Consider the following 18,748-nt stretch of genomic DNA (forward strand, 5'->3'; position numbering starts at 1 on the left):
TATTACCCTTTTAATTCCGCTAATCGAGCAATCACTTTATCCCGTTTATCCGCATAATCAGCAAGTTTAGCCTTTTCTTCCTCAATCACCTTCGCAGGCGCCTTGGCCACAAAGCCCTCATTGCCCAGCTTCTTCTCAATACGCTCAACTTCACCATGCAAGGATTGCAGCTCTTTATCCAAGCGGGCAAGCTCCTGCGCGATATCAATTAAACCTGCCAGAGGCAAGAACAGCTCTGCGCCTGTAATAATGGACGTCATCGCTTTCTCCGGCGCTGCCATATCGGCGTCGATTTGAAGCAGGGACGTATTACAGAAGCGTTTGAGGTACTCCTCGTTGTTACGTAGAATACTCAGCGATTCACTGGTCGCCGGCTTCACCAGCAGTTCAACCTTTTTACTCATAGGCACGTTCACTTCTGCTCGGATATTACGAACAGAACGAATCGCATCCATCAGAAGCTCCATCTCGCGAACAGCATCCGGTGATTCGAAAGCAGCGTTTTCTTGCGGCCATGCGGCAAGCGTAATCGTTTCACCTTCATGAGGCAAATGCTGCCAAATTTCTTCGGAGATAAACGGCATGAACGGGTGGATCAGGCGCTGCGTTTGATCGAGAACATACGCCAGAACGGATTGTGTCTGTTTCTTCGCCGCTGCGTCTGCTCCGTACAAGCTCAGCTTGCTGAATTCAATGTACCAATCGCACAGGTCATCCCAGATGAAGTTATACAGCACTCGGCCAGTTTCACCGAACTCGTAGCTGTCGATCAAACGGGTTACTTCGCGAACTGTCTCGTTCAGACGGTGCAGAATCCAACGATCCGCCGTACCCAGCTGACCTGTCAAATCAATATCAGAGGCTGCAACGCCTTCCAGATTCATAAGGGCAAAGCGGGAAGCATTCCAGATCTTATTGGCAAAATTGCGCGCTTGCTCAACACGTTCCCAGCGGAAACGAAGATCCTGACCTGGCGTGCTGCTAGTTGAGATCATATAGCGCATAGCATCTGCGCCGTATTTCTCGATCACTTCTAACGGGTCCACACCGTTGCCTAAGGATTTAGACATTTTGCGGCCTTCCGAATCACGAACAAGTCCATGCATCAAAACATCTTTGAACGGATTTTGCTTCGTAAATTCAAGTCCCGTAAAGATCATGCGAGATACCCAGAAATAGATGATATCATAGCCGGTTACGAGCACATTCGTCGGATAGAAGCGTTTCAAATCCTCGGCTTCTTCGTTCGGCCAGCCCAAAGTTGAAAACGGCCATAAGGCAGAGCTAAACCACGTATCCAACACATCGTTGTCTTGATTGAGGTTCGTGCTTTGGCAGTGCGAGCAAACTGTCGCATCCTCACGTGTTACGGTGATTTGACCGCAATCTGCGCAGTGCCAGGCCGGAATCCGATGTCCCCACCACAATTGGCGGGAAATACACCAATCACGTACATTTTCGATCCAATTCAAATAGATTTTCTCGAAACGATCCGGAACAAAATTAACGCCATTGCCTGATTTTTGCGCATCAATCGCTTTCTCAGCAAGCGGCTGCATCTTCACGAACCATTGGGTCGACAGGTACGGCTCAATGACTGCACCGCTGCGCTCACTGTGACCTACTTGGTGAACGTGCTCTTCGATTTTAATCAGAACACCTTGCTCCTTCAAATCAGCAACGATTCTCTTGCGGCATTCAAATCGATCCAGCCCTTGGTACGGGCCTGCATTCGCATTCATCGTGCCGGTTTCATCCATTACGAGAATTTGCGGGAGATCATGGCGTTTGCCTACCTCGAAATCGTTCGGATCATGCGCAGGGGTGATTTTCACAGCACCGCTGCCGAACTCTTTTTCTACGTAGTCGTCGGCAATGATCGGAATTTCGCGATTTACAATCGGAAGCAGCAGCGTTTTGCCGATCAGGTGCTTATAGCGCTCATCTTTGGGATGAACCGCAACAGCGGTATCGCCCAGCATCGTTTCTGGTCGCGTCGTCGCCACAACGATAGAATCTGTCCCGTCTGCCGTTTGATAAGATAAATGATAGAGGGCGCCTTGCACCTCTTTGTATTCAACTTCAATGTCAGAAAGCGCAGTACGTGCTGCTGGATCCCAGTTAATAATATAATTACCGCGGTAGATAAGACCTTTCTCATACAAGCTTACGAACACTTCGCGAACTGCTTGTGACAGGCCTTCATCCAGAGTAAAGCGCTCGCGGGAATAATCGAGCGAGAAGCCCATTTTGGCCCATTGCTCACGAATGGTGTTCGCGTATTGCTCCTTCCACTCCCACACTTTCTCCAGAAACTTCTCGCGTCCGAGATCATAGCGGGTTTGGCCATCTTCACGAAGCTTCTGCTCCACCTTTGTTTGCGTGGCAATGCCTGCATGGTCAGAGCCAGGCAGCCAAAGCGTGTCAAAGCCTTGCATACGCTTCGTCCGTACTAAAATATCTTGAAGGGTGAAATCAAGCGCATGCCCGATATGCAGCATCCCTGTAACATTCGGAGGCGGGATAACAATCGTGTATGTTTGGGCATCCGGACGGTTGCCCGCTTTAAAAAACTCATTCTTAATCCAGTAATCGTACCACTTGCGCTCGGCTTCTTTGGGATCATACGTAGTTGGCATTTGTAATTGCTCTTTGGTTTCATTAGCTTCAGTCATCGGACTACCTCCATTACTAGAATCTCTGTTCGATAGGCTTCAAGCGCCTGTCATACCTTGTAAACCGGCTAAATTCAAACAAAAAAAGCCCTCCGCCCGCAAAGGACGAAAGGCTTGCGCTTCCGTGGTACCACCTTTATTCCGCGCAGCTTCAACTAAATAAAGCGCGTGGCTCTCAAACAGATAACGGCTGCGGCCGGCGAATGCTAAGTCAGTTATACCGCATAGACGGATAGCTGCCATCACATTCACAACTCCAGGGCGACTTCGTTCGGTTGCTTCCTATGGAACCTTTCAGCGCTACCAGTTCCACTCTCTGAAGGGCTTACCGCCTACTACTCCCTATCAACGTTTCCAATATTACTCAAAATGGTTTACATCATATGATAACGAACATTTGAAATAGAGTCAATATATCATTCCAGTATTACCGTTTATGAGTAAATTATGCTCCGTTCTGAAGGATGTTACGAAAAAAAAGAGCCACTGGCCGAAGAAGCGGCCAGAAGCTCTTGCCTATGTATCCGGTTATTTATCAGGGTAAATAAATAACTTGACCAACGGAGATATCCTGATCATTCAGACGATTCAAAAGTTGAAGCTCCCGCGGATTCAGCTGATAACGTTTGGCAATCGACTCCAGCGTATCTTCCCTTTGAACGATGCACATTTTCAGCTTTCTGAATTCTTGCGAGCTTGTATGGCTTTGAAGGAACAAGCGTCTCCATTCAACCGCATCTATTCTCGCCTCCTCAGCAAGCGCAGCTTGCGCCTCTTCTTCCGCTTTTCGCTTATCCGTGAGGTATGAGCCTGCTTTGGAAAGAAGCGATTTGATCCCGTAAGGATTGAGATCGGTCGCCTCATTCGCTTTTTTGCCGAACGCGACTTTGAGATCTTTCTTCTCTTCCGTAACCACCGTACTCTCGGGATGGGGAGTCACCTTCAATTCTGTTTGTTCGATTTGAATGACCGTTTCACCATCATCCTGCTGCTCTTCTTCCTGAATAGCAGGCATTGTTGGCACAGCTGCAATAGGTCCAAGATCCTCTGATTCAGGCACAGGCTGAACCGCAGGCGGCTCTTCGTACCATTGCATTGGTGCTGGCTCAGCAGGCTCCTCATAGACCTCTGCAGGAGCAGGGACTGACACTGGCGGCTCGTTCCGTGGGATCCCGACTTCATGCGTGAATGTTACTTCCTCTTCGTCACGCCAGCTTTCCAGCGGAACCGATACAATCTCCACGCCCTGCAACGAAAGAACGCCGGTCACATTCAGGCTTCTGGCCGACAAGAGATCAATATCAAAGTTCTCAATCTCAACCTGAATATCTTCTACGCGATGAATACGATTCAAGGGCAACGTGATTTCGACCGGAATCAAGTGCTCCAGGGATCGAGGCGTTCCTCCCTCTTCACTGGCATAATTGCCAGTAAGCAGCAAATTCCCTTTCAGGATGGCCTGATCATCCAGCGTAAGCACTTGAATATGAGGCAGCAATTCCACATCGTTCAGCTCTTGGATCCCCGCCAAATCTTCCTGCAAATGAACGCGTTCATAGATATCGAATCTTAAACCTGGTTGTTGTTCAGACACCGAACGAATCCTCCCTTCCATCTAACCCGCTGCTGGAGCTGCAGACGGATTGTTTGGCCATTTACTTGTTTGTCTCTAAAAGTATATGGACGGGAAGGGCCAGGCATGACTACATTTTTGAGCTAAGTCACTTCCTTGATCAGCTGCTGCAAATCTTGCGGCAGCGGCGCATGGACTTCAATCTGCTTTTGAGTGATCGGGTGATCGAATGAAAGCCGTTCTCCATGCAGGGCTTGGCGATGAAATAAACGAGACGAACCGCCGTATAAGGAATCTCCCATGAGCGGATGCCCCAGATGACTGAGATGGACACGGATTTGGTGAGTTCTGCCCGTATCCAGTTCCAATTCAACCAATGCAGCTTTCTTCATCTGTTGAAGCACCTTATAGTGGGTGACCGCTTGATCCCCGCTAGGCGTCACTCTGCGTTTACCGGATTGGTGGCGATCCTTGCCAATAGCTTCATCAATCGTTCCTTGCTTGGAACGGAATACTCCCTCGGCTACAGCGACATAACGTCGATCAATCCGTTTATCCCGCATCGCCTCATCGAGCAGGACATGGGCCCACTCATTTTTGGCATAAAGGACAGCGCCGGTCGTATCTTGATCTAAACGGTGTATGTGCCGAATCGCACAAGCTTGGCCTGTCGAGGCATAATAATAGGCCACAGCTGAGGCCAATGTGCCGCCCTGCCCAGCTTCTGCGGGGTGCACGGACATGCCCGCAGGTTTATTCACGACCAAGCAGTAATCATCCTCATAGAGGATTTCGATCGCCAAGCGCTCTGGTTTAGAAGAGGGCTCTTCGGAGGGGAATAGGCGTATTCGGACCATCTCCTCTTGAACGCGAATAAGCCCCTGTGAAGCTAATCGCAGAAAAAACTTGCGCGGAACCGGCAGGAAAGCAGCCAATTCTTCGATAGCGCCAGGCTTAAGTGGCTTCCAACTCGCATTTGGCAACGGCAGTTCAAGCCATTCTCCGCTGCGTTTCCCCACCATCATGAGCGTGTCCCTTTGCGAAAAGCCAGAAGGATAACCACAAGCAAAAGCAGAAACACAAAAACAACAGCCATAAGATCTATTGGAAAATCAAAAAAGTAATAGCGTTTCATCGTTTGAAAAACTCCTTACACGAATAGGTATTATGTACACTTTATTTTAACAATTACCAATAACAATTGCATGTGAAAATATGATAATATAAATCTAGTATTGATTTTTTTCGACATTTATACTTCAAAATAGATTAATAGAGCAGGAGAGGAACATCTTTGAGTAGTTCAATATTAGATCATTTCCGCAATTATAGTTGGTTGAAGCGCATTTTGCTCATTATTGCCGTCTGTACGTTTCTCAGTTCAAGCTTTTTATTTCTAACACCGCCAGGCGAGTATATTCGTGAATATCTGGCCAAAACAGTTATTACCACGCAGCATCGTGATTGGGCTTGGATTTTCGTAGGCGCTCAGCGAAGAGATCAGATGGTGCTTGAAATGCAAAATTTAACCGAGGTAAACTCTGTTGAAAAGCAAGATTTGAAGGCCGTTCAATTCAATACTAATCGTCCACTAGAAAGTCTAGTGAAAGTAGAAGATATATCCGGACAATTCTGGAAAGGCAAGAAAATGTATGTGTATGATCCACGTACGATCCGTGTCGTCGTTCCCGCCAAGCAAGGAGAAGGCGAGCGAATTACGGCGATGGTTCAGCGTACCGGAGCAGTTGCGGGCGTTAACGGCGGTGGATTTAATGATCCTGACGGACTTGGAAACGGATTTGCGCCAATTGGTGTTATTATGTCCGGCGGCGAAATTCTGTATACCGACCAAGAAGGCAGCATCGCGCAGCAAATTGTCGGATTTACCAAAGAAGGCACACTGATCATCGGGAAATATACGATTAATGAACTGCTGAAGCTTGGTGTTTCGGACGCCGTGTCCTTCTATCCTCGTGTTATTGCCAACGGCAAGCCGCTCATTACCAGCGGTGACGGAGGCTGGGGACGCGCCCCTCGTACAGCAGTTGGACAAAAGGCCGATGGCACGGTTATCTTCATCGTAATCGACGGCCGACAAACTAGCAGTGTGGGAGCAACACTGAAAGAAGTTCAAGATATTTTCTTAGAGGATGGCGTTATTAATGCCGGCTTCCTGGACGGAGGAGCTTCCTCCGAAATGGTTTACAACGATGAATTGATTACGAAGCCATCCAGCCGGTACGGCGAACGTCGTCTGCCATCTGCTTTCTTGGTTTTCGATCATCCTGATGAAGTAAAGGTCAAGAATGTTTGGGAAGGCCTTAAAACGATTGATCCAGGTGGCGCTTATGACCATCCTGATTTCTTGAAGGAACAGGCAGAGAAGAAAGCCAATCCGCCGAAAGCAACACCGAAGCCTACAACAACGACTACTCCAACGCCAACAGGGTCACACAAGCCTGAATCCAGCGGCGAGCCAGGCAAGAATGGCGCAGTGCCTAGTCCTGAAGGAACGGATGCAGGCACCGGTAAACCGGGCACATCTCCGAAGCCGGAAACGTCTCCTTCCGCTTCCACTAGTCCGACGCCAACGCCAAGTCCTGGGGCCGGCGGAGGCAATACAGCAGGTACAGGAGGCTCCTCAGCAGGAGCTTCCCCAACTGCTAAGCCAAGCGCGACACCTGTTCCGAGCATGGCACCCGTACCACCTGCAAACTCAAGCAATACAGCGCCTACACCATCACCTACACCTTCAACACCAGTAAAAACTAACTAGTCTTTACATAGCAAAAGACCTGGCCATATAGCGGCCAGGTCTTTTACTTTTATAAACGCTGCAAGGCAGTGCGGTGCGCTTCGATCGTTGCCTCAATATCTTCGTCGGAGTGGACCGTAGAAACAAACATGCCTTCAAATTGTGAAGGGGCTACGGAAACTCCAAGATCCAGCAAATGGCCAAAATAGGCATTAAACTTCGCCAGATCCGACGTTTTGGCCGACTCATAGTTCGTAACCTTTTGCTCTGTGAAGAATGGGCAAATCATTGAGCCCACACGATTGATCGTGCTCGCCACACCCAGATCCGAGGCATTGCGGGCAAAGCCCGCTTCCAGCTTCGCTGATTTGCGTTCCAGCTCCTCATACACATGGGGTTCTCCAAGCAGGGATAATGTCGCGTACCCTGCTGCCATGGCAAGAGGATTGCCTGATAAGGTTCCTGCTTGATAAATGGGACCAGCAGGCGCCATATGTTCCATAATGTCCAAACGACCGCCGTAAGCGCCGACAGGAAGCCCCCCACCGATGACTTTGCCCAAACAAGTTAGATCCGGTGTAACCCCATATAAGCCCTGCGCACAATTCTTATGCACCCGGAAACCCGTCATTACCTCATCAAAAATGAGCAATGAGCCGTACTTAAGGGTAATAGCTCGCAAGCCCTCAAGGAAACCTGCCGCGGGAGGAACAACGCCCATATTCCCGGCAATCGGTTCAACGATCAGAGCGGCAATTTCTTCGCCGAATTTCTCAAACACCAGCTGGACAGAAGCCAAATCATTATAAGGAACAGTTATCGTATTAGATGCCACACTAGCCGGTACACCTGGAGAATCAGGCAAACCCAGCGTAGCCACGCCAGAGCCTGCTTTAATTAATAAGGCATCCGCATGTCCGTGGTAGCTTCCTTCGAATTTCACAATCTTATCGCGCTTCGTATAGCCGCGGGCCAATCGCAGAGCGCTCATCGTCGCTTCCGTGCCCGAGTTCACCATCCGAACCATATCAATGGATGGGACGCGTTCAATGACCAGCTTAGCCATCTCTGTTTCCAGAAGCGTCGGTGCGCCGAAGCTTGTCCCCTTCTCCGCTGTAGCTTTAATTGCTTCCAGCACGACCGGATGGGAATGACCCACAATTAATGGTCCCCATGACCCGACGTAGTCAATAAAAGTATTGCCATCAATATCGGTGACACGAGAACCTGATCCTTTTTCCATAAACATTGGCGTTAAGCCGACCGATTTAAAGGCCCGCACGGGACTATTTACGCCGCCTGGAATCACCTTCTTGGCTTCTTGAAAAGCTGCCGATGAGCGCGTGTCGATTCTGCTCGAATTTCCCATAATTTCATACCCCCGTTAAGCGTTCTATGTTAACGATCTCGCCTTCTGAATTCAAGCTGGATTTAGCCAAGCTTCGTTAGATCAGCGGGCAACTGCAGCTTTCTTAAGCTCATTCCCCGTGAAGTCAGCAAGCTGCCAAGCAGCTTCCTTCCCTTGCCGAATACAGTCTGGCAGTCCAACACCATGGAATCCGGCCCCTGTTATAAACACATTTGGCATGAAGGCAGCAAGCTCCTCACGAAACTGAGCGACCTGCTCCAAATGTCCAACTGGGTACTGCGGCATCGAGTTTAGAAGGCGCGTGACTTCCGTAAAGATCGGCTCTGCCGTTAACCCAAGCAGCTCACGAAGATCATGACGCGCTTTGCTCACGAGCTCCTCATCTGACCAGCTTGGCCACGATTGCTCGCCGGAACGGCCGATATAACAGCGCAGCACCACTTTCCCTGCCGGAGCCGTATGCAGCCACTTAGCCGAGGTTAGGGTGCAGGCGGTAATCGTCAATCCCTCACTCCTAGGCACCAGAAAGCCCGATGCATCAAGCTCAAAAGGGATATCCTTGCGATCAAAGGCCATAATCACATTGGCAACAGAAATGTAGTCAATCTTCTTAAGCTCGCTTGCTGCGGGCAAATCGGCCAATAGAGGAGCAGCTTGATAGGTAGGCGTTGTCAGAATGACGCCGTCAACAAGCTCCTTGTGTCCATCCTCGAAAATGACCTCGGTTTGCTGCCCTCTTTGCTTAAGCTTGGCTACGCCGACCCCACTGCGTAAATCAATAGATTCCAGCGCTTCCACTAAACCTGACACAAGCGTTTGAAGCCCTTTCTTGAACGTCACAAAAACAGAATTACGCACGGCTGAAGGCAGATGAGCGCTCTCCTCGGCGACATGTTTCCGACTCGCTATCATCCCCAGAATTAAGCTTCGATGGTTCTGTTCCATCGATCGAAATTGGGGAAATGTCGCTTTAAGACTCAGTTTAAACGTGTCGCCCGCATAAATCCCCGCTAACAGCGGTTCTACGATGCGTTCCAACACTTCTTTCCCCAACCGCCGCTGGAGAAAATGTCCAAGCGATTCATCTGACGTCACCTCACGCTTTGGCAGCATCAAATCCATTGCAGCTCTTACCTTGCCGACTGGAGAAATGAGTCCTGTTTTCATGAATGGCGTCATTTGCGTCGGGATACCCAGCACTAAGCCGGGCGGCATGCGATGCAGCTTCCCTTGGCGAACGATATACGTTTTCTTGGCTGCTGGGTTCGTTCCGGTCAGCTCATGTTCAAGTCCAAGATCATAGGCCAAATCAATAATCGGACGTTTGCGCGCAAGGAAAGAATCCGGTCCCTTCTCAATGACGAAGCCGTCTCGTTCAATCGTCGAAATTTTTCCTCCGAAGGCTGCACCCTTTTCAACGACAGAAAGGCGAAACGCTCGCCCCTCTGATTCCAATCGTTTCTTTAGATAAAAAGCAGCGCTTAGCCCCGTGATCCCCCCGCCAACAATCATGTAGTGAGGAATGTCGGTACTCATTTCGCAGCCTCTTCCCATTTGGTATAGACAACATCACTCAATGTTTCCATGTAAAGGGGATCTGTATTCAAAGATTCCGTTCGCTCCAAATGCAGCCCCAGCTCTTTGGCCAAAGTCTGTGCTTCGATATCAATATCGTAAAGAACTTCCAGATGATCCGACACAAATCCGATCGGACAGAGCAGAACGTTCTTCACGCCTTCTTCTTTCGTGATCGTGCGCAGGACATCGAGGATGTCTGGTCCGAGCCAAGGCATCGCCGTTTGTCCAGCGCTTTGCCAGCCAAACTGCCAATTCGTGAGACCTACGCGTTCGGCAATTACTTTGGAGGTAGCCAGCAATTGATCCGGGTAAGGATCCTTTAATTCAAGGATTTTCTCCGGCAAGCTGTGTGCAGTGAAAATAACGCGCACTTCATTGCGATCTACATCCGTAAATTTCTCCAACGCATTGTTTACGCGTATGCTTAGCGCGTCCACAAGCTTGGTATGGAGATGATAGTCCAGCACGAAATCAATTTTTAGACCAAGCGCATCTGCCTTGTCCTTCGCTCTTTTCACGTATCCGCCGACACTCATCGTTGAATAATGGGGAGCCAGAACGACGCCTATGGCTTCCGTAATGCCGTCCTTCACCATTTGCTCCACGCCGTCTTCTACGTATGGCTGAGCATGCTTCAGACCCTGATAGCACACAAATTCCACCTCAGGATGCTCGCTGCGCAGCGTTTGCTCAAGTCCTTTGACTTGTTTATTCGTATTTTCGCGCAAAGGGAAAAACCCTCCCACGATAGCCTCATAGCGTGCTGTTAATTCATGCAGCTGCTCAGGCGTTGGCGGGTGACCGCGTCTAATATGGGTGTAGTATGCTTCTACTTGATCTAAGCTTTCCGGCGTACCGTAAGACATCACTAATACGCCAATCCGACGTTTTGTCATCTTAAACACCACTCTTTTCTGCTTGCTGAGTTAAGACCGAACGGGAATACGTATGAATGAACGTTGTCAGCTCCTTCAACTTCTCCAGCGACGCTTCAGGGAACAACCCATGACCCAAGTTGAAAATATAACCCGGCTTCTGAATTCCCTCATCGATAATCGCTTTCGCCTGCTTCTCAATGACCGACATTGGGGCTGTTAAAATATAGGGATCCAAGTTGCCTTGCACAGCGTATTGCTCACCTACTCGTTCTCGGCCTATCGAAATAGGAACTCGCCAATCCAAACCAATAACATCCGCTTGAATCCCTCTGAGGTAAGGAAGCAATTCACCTGAGCTCACACCTGGGAAGTAGATCTTAGGCTCTTTTAAATCGGAAAGCTCTTGGAAGATCCGCATCATCGTCGGCAAGACATACACTTCAAAATCGGCAGGAGAAAGCGCGCCAACCCAGCTGTCAAATACTTGAACGGCTTTGGCGCCGGCAGCGATATGCGCACGCAAATAGGTACTCACCATATCCCCAAGCTTATCCATCAGGGCAAACCAAACAGCCGGTTCCGAGTACATGAGCTGCTTCGTACGGATATAGCTTTTGGACGGTCTGCCTTCTATCAAGTAGCTGGCAATCGTGAATGGCGCTCCAGCAAATGAGATTAAAGGAACCTCAAGCTCCTTGTCCAAAATACGAATCGTCTGGATAATATGCGATAAATCTTTCTCCACATCAATCGGACGAAGCCGCTCCACATCTTGTGCAGTGCGAACCGGAGTATGAATGACGGGACCTACATCTTTCACAATGTCAAAATCGATTCCGAGTGAGGCAACAGGATTCATAATGTCGGAATATAAAATGGCTGCATCCACACCCAGCTTCTTAATGGGCATCATCGTTACTTCAGCAGCAAGCTCCGGTTGCTGACAAATTTCGAGCAGTGAATATTTTTCTTTGATTTTGCGATAATCCGGGTCATAGCGTCCAGCTTGGCGCATATACCAAACAGGCAGCGTATCCACCTGTTCCTTGCGGCAGGCTTTAATAAAATTGTCGTTGTAGCTCATGAGGCACCTTCCTCTTTTTCCGTGAAACTTTAGGTTTCCATCTATTCTCATTCATTATGCCCTAATTATACCCCTGTCACAACTGAGGTAAGCTTGCGTTTTGCGACAAAAGTATGACAAAAGAACCACCCTCCCCTAAAGCCGCAGGCTTGTCAATTTCCTGAAGAAACTGCTCGCTTAGACCTTCTGGGGTGAATGGTTCGAATCCTAGGATTACTTATTTGACAAATAACGGGCAATGTCCTTGGCAAAGTACGTCAGGATAATATCGGCACCTGCACGTTTGAAGCTTACCATCGATTCCATAACGATCGCCTCTTCATTGACCCACCCTTGCTGTGCAGCCGCTTTGACCATGGCGTATTCCGCACTCACATTGTAGGCAACCACGGGCAGATCGAAATTGTCTTTCAACATGCGGATAACATCCATGTAAGCTAGAGCTGGCTTCACCATCAAGAAATCAGCGCCTTCAGCGACGTCGCTTTCAGCTTCCCGCAGCGCTTCGCGTCCATTCGCAGGATCCATTTGATATGTTTTCCGATCTCCGAATTGCGGCGTTGAATCCGCAGCATCTCGGAAAGGCCCATAATAAGCTGAAGCATATTTCACGGAATAGGCCATAATTGGCGTATTTTCGAAGCCTGCTTCATCCAGGCCTGCACGAATAGCATGTACATAACCATCCATCATGTTCGATGGCGCGATGATGTCTGCTCCCGCTTTGGCTTGCGAAACCGCTGTGCGTACCAAGAGCTCCAGCGAAGGGTCATTGGCAACATCGGCAGCTCCAGTCAGTGGGTGATGATGAATCACACCGCAATGCCCCGTATCTGTGAACTGACATAAACACGTATCAGCAATTATTAGCAAATTCGGGTTTAATTCTTTAATACGACGAGCCGCCTGCTGAACAATCCCCTCATCCATGAAAGCCGAGGTCCCTGTTGGATCCTTGAAATCCGGAATACCGAATAGCAGGATGGCTTGGATGCCCAGCTTCGTAATTTCTTCAATTTCTTCATGCACTCTGTCCAATGAAAAATGGTACACACCTGGCATAGAAGCAATCTCTGATTTGACGTTCGTTCCATGGGTGACAAAAATAGGTTGTACAACGTCATTCACCGTCACTTGATTTTCACGAACCAAATTACGAATAGCAGCGTTACCGCGCAAACGGCGGTTGCGAACAATTGGAAAACTCATGATGAAATTCCGCCTCCTTCTTAATGACCAGTTATGCTTTGAACAAGTGAAGCAACAGTCGCCTCTTCAGCCATATACGTAATCGGCAGCCCAAATTGACTAACCGTTTGGGCCGTCTTCGGTCCGATACAGGCGATTTCAACGCCTTGCAGCAAGGCTAGAGGATCTTCCGCGCCCAGCTTGCGCAAAGCCTCAATTAAATTGGTTACAGTCGATGAACTCGTAAAAGTAATAATATGAATACTTTGATTCTGCAAAAGATGAATGATTTCGTCGCCATCATCGGCCGTCAGTACATTCTCGTACACATCGACCTCTGTGACCTGAAGACCTAGCTCTTTGAGCTTCGCAGGCAAATAATCACGCGCCAGATCTGCGGTTGGCAGCAAAACGTGCTGACCGGCCTTCAGATCCAGTTGAATGGCCTCTAAGATGCCTTCACCATGAAACTTGGCTGGAAGTACATCAGCCAAGATGCCTCGCTCTGCAAGCGCTTCTGCGGTCTTAGGACCAACCGCGGCAATGCGAGCATTCCCCATCTTGCGAATGTCTATCCGTTTCTCGCGGAGTCTCTTGAAGAAATACTCAACCCCATTGACGCTGGTCAGAACAATCCAGTCGAACTGCTGCAGCCTGTCCAGCGCTTGATCCAGCGCATCCAGCGCCTCAGGGCGGCTTGGCGACTGCAAGCGAATGACAGGGAACTCGACGGCTTCGCCACCCAGATCATCAATCAAATCCACAAGCTCGCTGGCTTGGCTTCTAGCTCTCGTAACGAGCACTCGGCGTCCAAATAGCGGTTTTTTCTCTACCCAAGCCAGCTTCTCGCGAAGCTTGACCACCTCACCGACGATAATAACCGCCGGTGATTTGAAATTGGCCTCTCTGACTTTCTCGGTGATGTCAGCCAGTGTTCCCGTAATGGTCGCTTGATCTGCCCATGTGCCCCAGCGAACTAAGGCAACAGGCATCTCAGGCGGCTTCCCGCAGCGAATCAATTCGCGGCAAATTTGCTCCAGATTCGCTACCCCCATCAAGAAAACCATGGTGCCAATCGCTTTGGCGAGATGCTCCCAATCCAAGCTGGAGTATGTTTTGTTCGGGTATTCATGCCCCGTAATAATGGCAAAAGATGAAGTAAAGTCACGATGCGTAACCGGAATGCCCGCATAGGCCGGTACCGCAATCGAGGAAGTAATCCCCGGGATAATATCGAAAGTCACCCCGTTGTCCGCCAGCAGTTCAGCTTCTTCGCCAACCCTTCCGAAGACACTGGGATCGCCCCCCTTGAGCCGTGTGACGATTTTCCCTTGCAGCGCCAAATCTACGAGCAATTGATTGATTTCTTCTTGTTTTAATATATGTTTATCCGGCAGCTTGCCAACGAAGATCAGCTCAGCGTCCTCTCTGCGATGCTTGAGCAGCCGAGGGTTCGCCAATCTATCATAGACGATGACATCCGCTTTCTGAATAGCTTCCATGCCGCGAATCGAAATCAATTTAGGGTCACCAGGACCGGCGCCAACGAGAAAAACTCTGCCTTTGCCCATAGGGGTCACTCCCTTACCTCAGCGAGGATCGTTTCAGCTCCTTGCGCGATCAGCTTATCCGCGATCAGCTTGCCGAGCGCTTCCGGGTCACGCCCGGAAGCGGATTCCTTCAGCATGGTCGCGCCATCCGGCGTCCCGACCATGCCCGTCAGCGTGAGCAGCGGTCCTTCTGACCCGCTGCTCTCTTCGCTTACGCTCGCGTAGGCGCCGAGCGGCACCTGGCAGCCTCCATTGAGTCTGCCGAGGAAGGCCCGCTCTGCTCGCACCGCGAGCGCAGTAGGCTCATGCTGGAACTTGCCCAGCAAGTCCAGTATGAAGGCGTCGCCGCCCCGGCACTCGATGCACAGCGCCCCCTGCCCTACGGCAGGGAGGCAGATCTCGGGCGGCAAGTACGCACTGATGCGATCCTGCCAGCCGACCCGGTGCAAACCGGCAGCGGCCAGCATAATCGCATCGAAGTTCTCTTCTTCGAGCTTGCGCAGCCTCGAATCAATATTTCCGCGGACCGACTCGATGCGCAGGTCCGGGCGGTAGTGCTGCAGCTGGCTGGCACGGCGCAGCGAGCTTGTACCTACGAGCGCACCTTGCGGCAGCTCGTCCAGGGAGCTAAACCCGCGAGTAATGAGCGCGTCGCGCGCATCTTCTCGCTTCGGTATCGCTCCAACCACCAGCCCTTCGGGAAGCTCGAAGGGCATATCCTTCATGCTGTGGACGGCCATATCAATATCGCCGTCTGTAAGCGCCTGTTCGATTTCCTTCACGAACAATCCCTTGCCGCCTACCTTGGATAACGTCACATCCAAAATGCGATCGCCTTTGGTCACTATTTTCTTAATCTCGAATTCACAAGCGATCCCGTGTTCAGCCGCAAGCTGTTTCAAAAGCTCCACAACTTGTCCTGTTTGCGTTAGAGCCAGTGCGCTTTGTCTTGTTCCTACAATGATAGTTCTCATCTCTATCCGCCCTCCTGTTACTCTCTATCGGAAATCTTGATTACTGATTACTGACCAAGCCGCTAGGTCTATCCGAGCTTCAGCTGTTTGTCCATTCGACCCTATATCATTCACTAATGCCGCATAGAGCGCTTCCTTCCAAGACGCGAAAGTACCCTCGCGAATTTTGGCCAGCACATTCCATTCCAGCATGTCTTTAAACATGCGTTGTCTAGCTTGCTTGTCCGGCACCCTGCTTTGAATAAACAAGCGCAAGTCGCTCAGAAATTCCAAATAGGTTTCATATTCCTCGCCATAAAGCTCGTCTAACTCCCGAACAATTTTCCGCGCTGCCGATGGGCTAGCTCCTCCGGTTGAAACAGCGATCACCAACTTGCCTCTGCGAACGACGGAAGGCACGATGAAAGAGCTCAAGCGAGGCTGATCTACAACATTGACCAGCTTCCCTTCTTGTGACGCCAGCTCGCCTACTTGCGCATTGACCGCAGCATCATTCGTTGCCGCCACGACCAAGGTATAACCTGAATTCCCAGAGGCTACGCCCCTGATCAGCTCTTCAGCGAACGTCTGCCTGAGCAGAACTACGTTGAGTTGGTTATCCAACTCCGCAAGACCCTCAGTGAATTCCGGACTGACCACTGTCACTATAGCCCCTGCTTGCAGCAAAGCATGCACTTTGCGTTCCGCAATAGGACCGCCGCCGACTACGAGACACTGACGAGCGGACAAATTAACCATAATCGGATACGGATGATTCATAGATTCAGCTCCATATCCAGTCGTGGAAGCCCGAGAAGAAGTTCGAAACGACGAAATTCAGGACAACAATCAGGAAAGCCGCAAGGTTCCATGCTGCCAGCTTGTAACCCGAAATACGCATGGACTTCCTCTGGAATAAATAAAACGCATAAGCAGCAAGTACAAAAAAAGAATTAATCACTTTCGGATCATACAGCAAGCTCTGATTCCCTTGCAGAACCACCCAAACGACGCCAAGACTTAACGCCATAAGCAGCAATGGGGCTCCGATAATAACGGAAAAGTAGGCATAATGATCAATTTTCTCCAGAGACGGCAATCTCATGACCGTTTGGGAAAACTTCTTAGCTTTCAACATATTATGGAGAAAAACGTACATGCCTGAGAAAATGGCGGCTATTGAAAAAGCGGCGTAACTGCCAATGGCCAGGGTGATATGTATAAATAATAGCTCATCGTTAATGTCCCAGCTGGCACGAATTGGCGTTACATGCGGATTTCCAAATACATTCAAGGCCAGAATGGCAAATCCAAGCACATTGACAAAAAATACAAACAATTCAATTCGGAAAAAGCGATTGATCAACAATGAAATGGTGACAATCAACCATGAGAACATAAAAAGGACATCGGTTCGGGCGAACGCCCACTCGGTTAAATGCCCATATAAGTTAATCGCTAAATAGGCGGTTTGTAGAACCCATACAAACAAAAGCAGCCCCGTCCCCATCCGTTTTGCACTTCGGTTCGCATTGGCGAAGTCCGAAAAGTAAAACAATAGGCTCAGGGCATACATGTAAATCATCGCATCAAACAACCAGCTACGTGTGACCATGGCACCTCTCCTAGGCGATTAGCGCCTTTTTTCTCAAGATTGTGCTAGAACATCTGCGGTTTGCAGGCCACGCACGGACAACTTCTCTTCCAGCAGCTGCTTGGCTTCCAGCGCTTTTTGCCCAGCTTCTTGCTCTTCTGCTAACTGATTGGCTTGCTCTTGCTGTTCGAGTGTCTCTTCGAGGGCGAACAATTTCGTAAATAGCTCCAAGGCCTCATCGCCATGACGTTCTCCTGCCATTTCCTTAATGCGGAGAATCGGATCGCGCAGCACTTGATTAACGATGCTTTTCGTTAATTTGCGAATGACTTTAATTTCACGTTCGTCCAGTTCAGGCAGCTTTTTGAGCATGCTGTCCATCGTCTCTTCATGAATCAAACTTGCTTTGGCTTGCAGCGCATTGATAACCGGGCTGACACCTAACGTTTTGGTCCATTGTTCAAAAACGCCAATTTCTGTTTCGATCATCGTTTCAATCTTCGCTGCTTCTTTTTTTCTTTCTTGCAAATGCTTGTCAACAATGTGCTCCAGATCATCAATGTCATAGAGGAACACGTTTGGCAAATCGCTGATTTGCGGATCCAAATCGCGCGGCACCGCAATGTCCATCATGAAGAGCGGACGTGATTTTCTCTTTTGCACATGGGATTGCAGGTCATTCTTGGTCAGCACATAGCCCGGTGCTCCCGTTGAGCTGATAATAATATCGACTTCGGGCAAATGTCCCAGCATATTATCCACAGTACATGGAATGCCATTGAACTTCTCTGCCAATTCCACAGCTCGTTCAAATGTTCGATTGACAACGATAACTTTGTTAGCCCCATTCGCATACAGATGCTTCACGGTTAACTCGCTCATTTTGCCGGCGCCAATAATCATAACTGTTTTGTTCACGTAAGAGCCAAATATCCGTTTGCCCAACTCTACCGCAGCATAGCTGACTGAAACCGGGTTATTGCTGATGCCTGTTTCGGAATGCGCTTTTTTGGCGAGAGTTACCGATTGCTTAAATAAGGTATTGAAATAAGCACCGGTAGCTTTCATTTTCTGAGATGATAAAAAAGCATCTCTGACCTGTCCGAGGATTTGGGTCTCGCCGATAACCATGGAATCCAACCCGCTTGTGACTCGGAACAAATGATCGATGGCTTTTTCATTTTCGTACGTATATAAATGTTTTTGGAACTGATCCTTTTCCACTTGGAACCATCTTGAAATGAAATGTGTCAAATAGTGACTGCACAACTGCGGTCGATCCACGACAGCATAGATTTCAGTACGATTGCAGGTGGCGACAATTACACATTCCAAGATGCTTTTCGTTTCTTTCAATTCTGCTATTGCCTTCGGTAAATCGGATTCGGAGAAAGCGAATTTCTCTCGAATTTCTACTGGGGCTGTCCGATAATTCAAGCCGACTGCGATGATATGCAAAGGTACCACCTGCCTTTCGATCTATTTCTATGAACCATTATAGCATAGCAAAACCGGCATTCCGACAAATTTTTTGTATAATTTATGAATGCT

General features: G+C 49.3%; 14 protein-coding genes and 1 other annotated feature. Of the genes, 1 reads left to right on the top strand and 13 read right to left on the bottom strand.

What is annotated here, in order from left to right:
- Window positions 1-2: 2 nt before the first annotated feature.
- From HQN90_RS25545 to HQN90_RS25555, 3 genes are all read right to left on the bottom strand, one after another.
- Window positions 3-2,675: a valine--tRNA ligase gene (locus tag HQN90_RS25545; RefSeq protein ID WP_173223967.1), complete on the bottom strand. Its 2,673-nt coding sequence runs from the start codon at window positions 2,673-2,675 to the stop codon at window positions 3-5.
- 98 nt (window positions 2,676-2,773) lie between these two features.
- Window positions 2,774-3,033: a binding site (T-box leader), on the bottom strand.
- 177 nt (window positions 3,034-3,210) lie between these two features.
- Window positions 3,211-4,269, bottom strand: coding sequence for a LysM peptidoglycan-binding domain-containing protein (locus HQN90_RS25550; protein ID WP_420851080.1), 1,059 nt, complete (start codon window positions 4,267-4,269; stop codon window positions 3,211-3,213).
- Between the two features lie 122 nt (window positions 4,270-4,391).
- Window positions 4,392-5,273: an RluA family pseudouridine synthase gene (locus HQN90_RS25555; protein ID WP_173223971.1), complete on the bottom strand. Its 882-nt coding sequence runs from the start codon at window positions 5,271-5,273 to the stop codon at window positions 4,392-4,394.
- Between the two features lie 269 nt (window positions 5,274-5,542).
- On the opposite strand from HQN90_RS25555, the gene HQN90_RS25560 reads away from it, so the two are divergent.
- Window positions 5,543-7,024: a phosphodiester glycosidase family protein gene (locus HQN90_RS25560; RefSeq protein WP_173223973.1), complete on the top strand. Its 1,482-nt coding sequence runs from the start codon at window positions 5,543-5,545 to the stop codon at window positions 7,022-7,024.
- Window positions 7,025-7,073: 49 nt separating this feature from the next.
- Here the strand turns inward: HQN90_RS25560 and hemL are convergent, their stop codons facing one another.
- From hemL to hemA, 10 genes are all read right to left on the bottom strand, one after another.
- Window positions 7,074-8,372 (bottom strand): glutamate-1-semialdehyde 2,1-aminomutase, encoded by a 1,299-nt coding sequence (hemL, locus tag HQN90_RS25565; RefSeq protein WP_173223975.1) that lies wholly within the window; start codon window positions 8,370-8,372, stop codon window positions 7,074-7,076.
- Window positions 8,373-8,453: 81 nt separating this feature from the next.
- Entirely contained in the window at window positions 8,454-9,908 is a 1,455-nt protein-coding gene (gene hemG, locus HQN90_RS25570; protein ID WP_173223977.1) for a protoporphyrinogen oxidase, read from the bottom strand.
- The gene (gene hemH, locus HQN90_RS25575; protein ID WP_173223979.1) at window positions 9,905-10,846 is read right to left on the bottom strand and encodes a ferrochelatase; all 942 of its coding nucleotides are present in this window, start codon (window positions 10,844-10,846) and stop codon (window positions 9,905-9,907) included. Before hemH ends, hemG begins: the two co-directional genes overlap by 4 nt.
- A 1-nt stretch (window position 10,847) precedes the next feature.
- Entirely contained in the window at window positions 10,848-11,912 is a 1,065-nt protein-coding gene (gene hemE, locus HQN90_RS25580; protein ID WP_173223981.1) for a uroporphyrinogen decarboxylase, read from the bottom strand.
- A 213-nt stretch (window positions 11,913-12,125) separates the two neighbouring features.
- The gene (gene hemB, locus HQN90_RS25585) at window positions 12,126-13,121 is read right to left on the bottom strand and encodes a porphobilinogen synthase (RefSeq protein ID WP_173223983.1); all 996 of its coding nucleotides are present in this window, start codon (window positions 13,119-13,121) and stop codon (window positions 12,126-12,128) included.
- Window positions 13,122-13,141: 20 nt separating this feature from the next.
- Window positions 13,142-14,671, bottom strand: a complete 1,530-nt coding sequence (gene cobA / locus HQN90_RS25590; protein ID WP_173223985.1) for a uroporphyrinogen-III C-methyltransferase — start codon at window positions 14,669-14,671, stop codon at window positions 13,142-13,144.
- Between the two features lie 5 nt (window positions 14,672-14,676).
- Window positions 14,677-15,624 carry a hydroxymethylbilane synthase gene (hemC, locus tag HQN90_RS25595; protein WP_173223987.1) on the bottom strand — a complete coding sequence of 316 codons (948 nt, stop codon included), beginning with the start codon at window positions 15,622-15,624 and terminating at the stop codon, window positions 14,677-14,679.
- A 24-nt stretch (window positions 15,625-15,648) separates the two neighbouring features.
- A complete protein-coding gene (locus HQN90_RS25600; protein ID WP_173223989.1) occupies window positions 15,649-16,383 on the bottom strand; it encodes a precorrin-2 dehydrogenase/sirohydrochlorin ferrochelatase family protein in 735 nt (244 codons plus the stop codon).
- A gap of 4 nt (window positions 16,384-16,387) precedes the next feature.
- Window positions 16,388-17,218 (bottom strand): cytochrome C assembly family protein, encoded by an 831-nt coding sequence (locus tag HQN90_RS25605; RefSeq protein ID WP_173223998.1) that lies wholly within the window; start codon window positions 17,216-17,218, stop codon window positions 16,388-16,390.
- A gap of 33 nt (window positions 17,219-17,251) precedes the next feature.
- Complete coding sequence (gene hemA / locus HQN90_RS25610; protein WP_173224000.1) at window positions 17,252-18,655, bottom strand: glutamyl-tRNA reductase; 1,404 nt, start codon at window positions 18,653-18,655, stop codon at window positions 17,252-17,254.
- Window positions 18,656-18,748: the final 93 nt, after the last annotated feature.

This window comes from Paenibacillus alba (genome assembly GCF_013204855.1).
In the GTDB taxonomy this organism is placed as follows: Bacteria; Bacillota; Bacilli; order Paenibacillales; family NBRC-103111; genus Paenibacillus_E; species Paenibacillus_E alba.

What these genes read in the sequence shown, in the direction of transcription:
- HQN90_RS25545 (WP_173223967.1), bottom strand. Translation starts at nt 2,675, where the DNA reads ATGACTGAAGCTAATGAAACCAAAGAGCAATTACAAATGCCAACTACG.
- HQN90_RS25555 (WP_173223971.1), bottom strand. Translation starts at nt 5,273, where the DNA reads ATGATGGTGGGGAAACGCAGCGGAGAATGGCTTGAACTGCCGTTGCCA.
- hemL (WP_173223975.1), bottom strand. Translation starts at nt 8,372, where the DNA reads ATGGGAAATTCGAGCAGAATCGACACGCGCTCATCGGCAGCTTTTCAA.
- hemG (WP_173223977.1), bottom strand. Translation starts at nt 9,908, where the DNA reads ATGAGTACCGACATTCCTCACTACATGATTGTTGGCGGGGGGATCACG.
- hemH (WP_173223979.1), bottom strand. Translation starts at nt 10,846, where the DNA reads ATGACAAAACGTCGGATTGGCGTATTAGTGATGTCTTACGGTACGCCG.
- hemE (WP_173223981.1), bottom strand. Translation starts at nt 11,912, where the DNA reads ATGAGCTACAACGACAATTTTATTAAAGCCTGCCGCAAGGAACAGGTG.
- hemB (WP_173223983.1), bottom strand. Translation starts at nt 13,121, where the DNA reads ATGAGTTTTCCAATTGTTCGCAACCGCCGTTTGCGCGGTAACGCTGCT.
- cobA (WP_173223985.1), bottom strand. Translation starts at nt 14,671, where the DNA reads ATGGGCAAAGGCAGAGTTTTTCTCGTTGGCGCCGGTCCTGGTGACCCT.
- hemC (WP_173223987.1), bottom strand. Translation starts at nt 15,624, where the DNA reads ATGAGAACTATCATTGTAGGAACAAGACAAAGCGCACTGGCTCTAACG.
- HQN90_RS25600 (WP_173223989.1), bottom strand. Translation starts at nt 16,383, where the DNA reads ATGAATCATCCGTATCCGATTATGGTTAATTTGTCCGCTCGTCAGTGT.
- HQN90_RS25605 (WP_173223998.1), bottom strand. Translation starts at nt 17,218, where the DNA reads ATGGTCACACGTAGCTGGTTGTTTGATGCGATGATTTACATGTATGCC.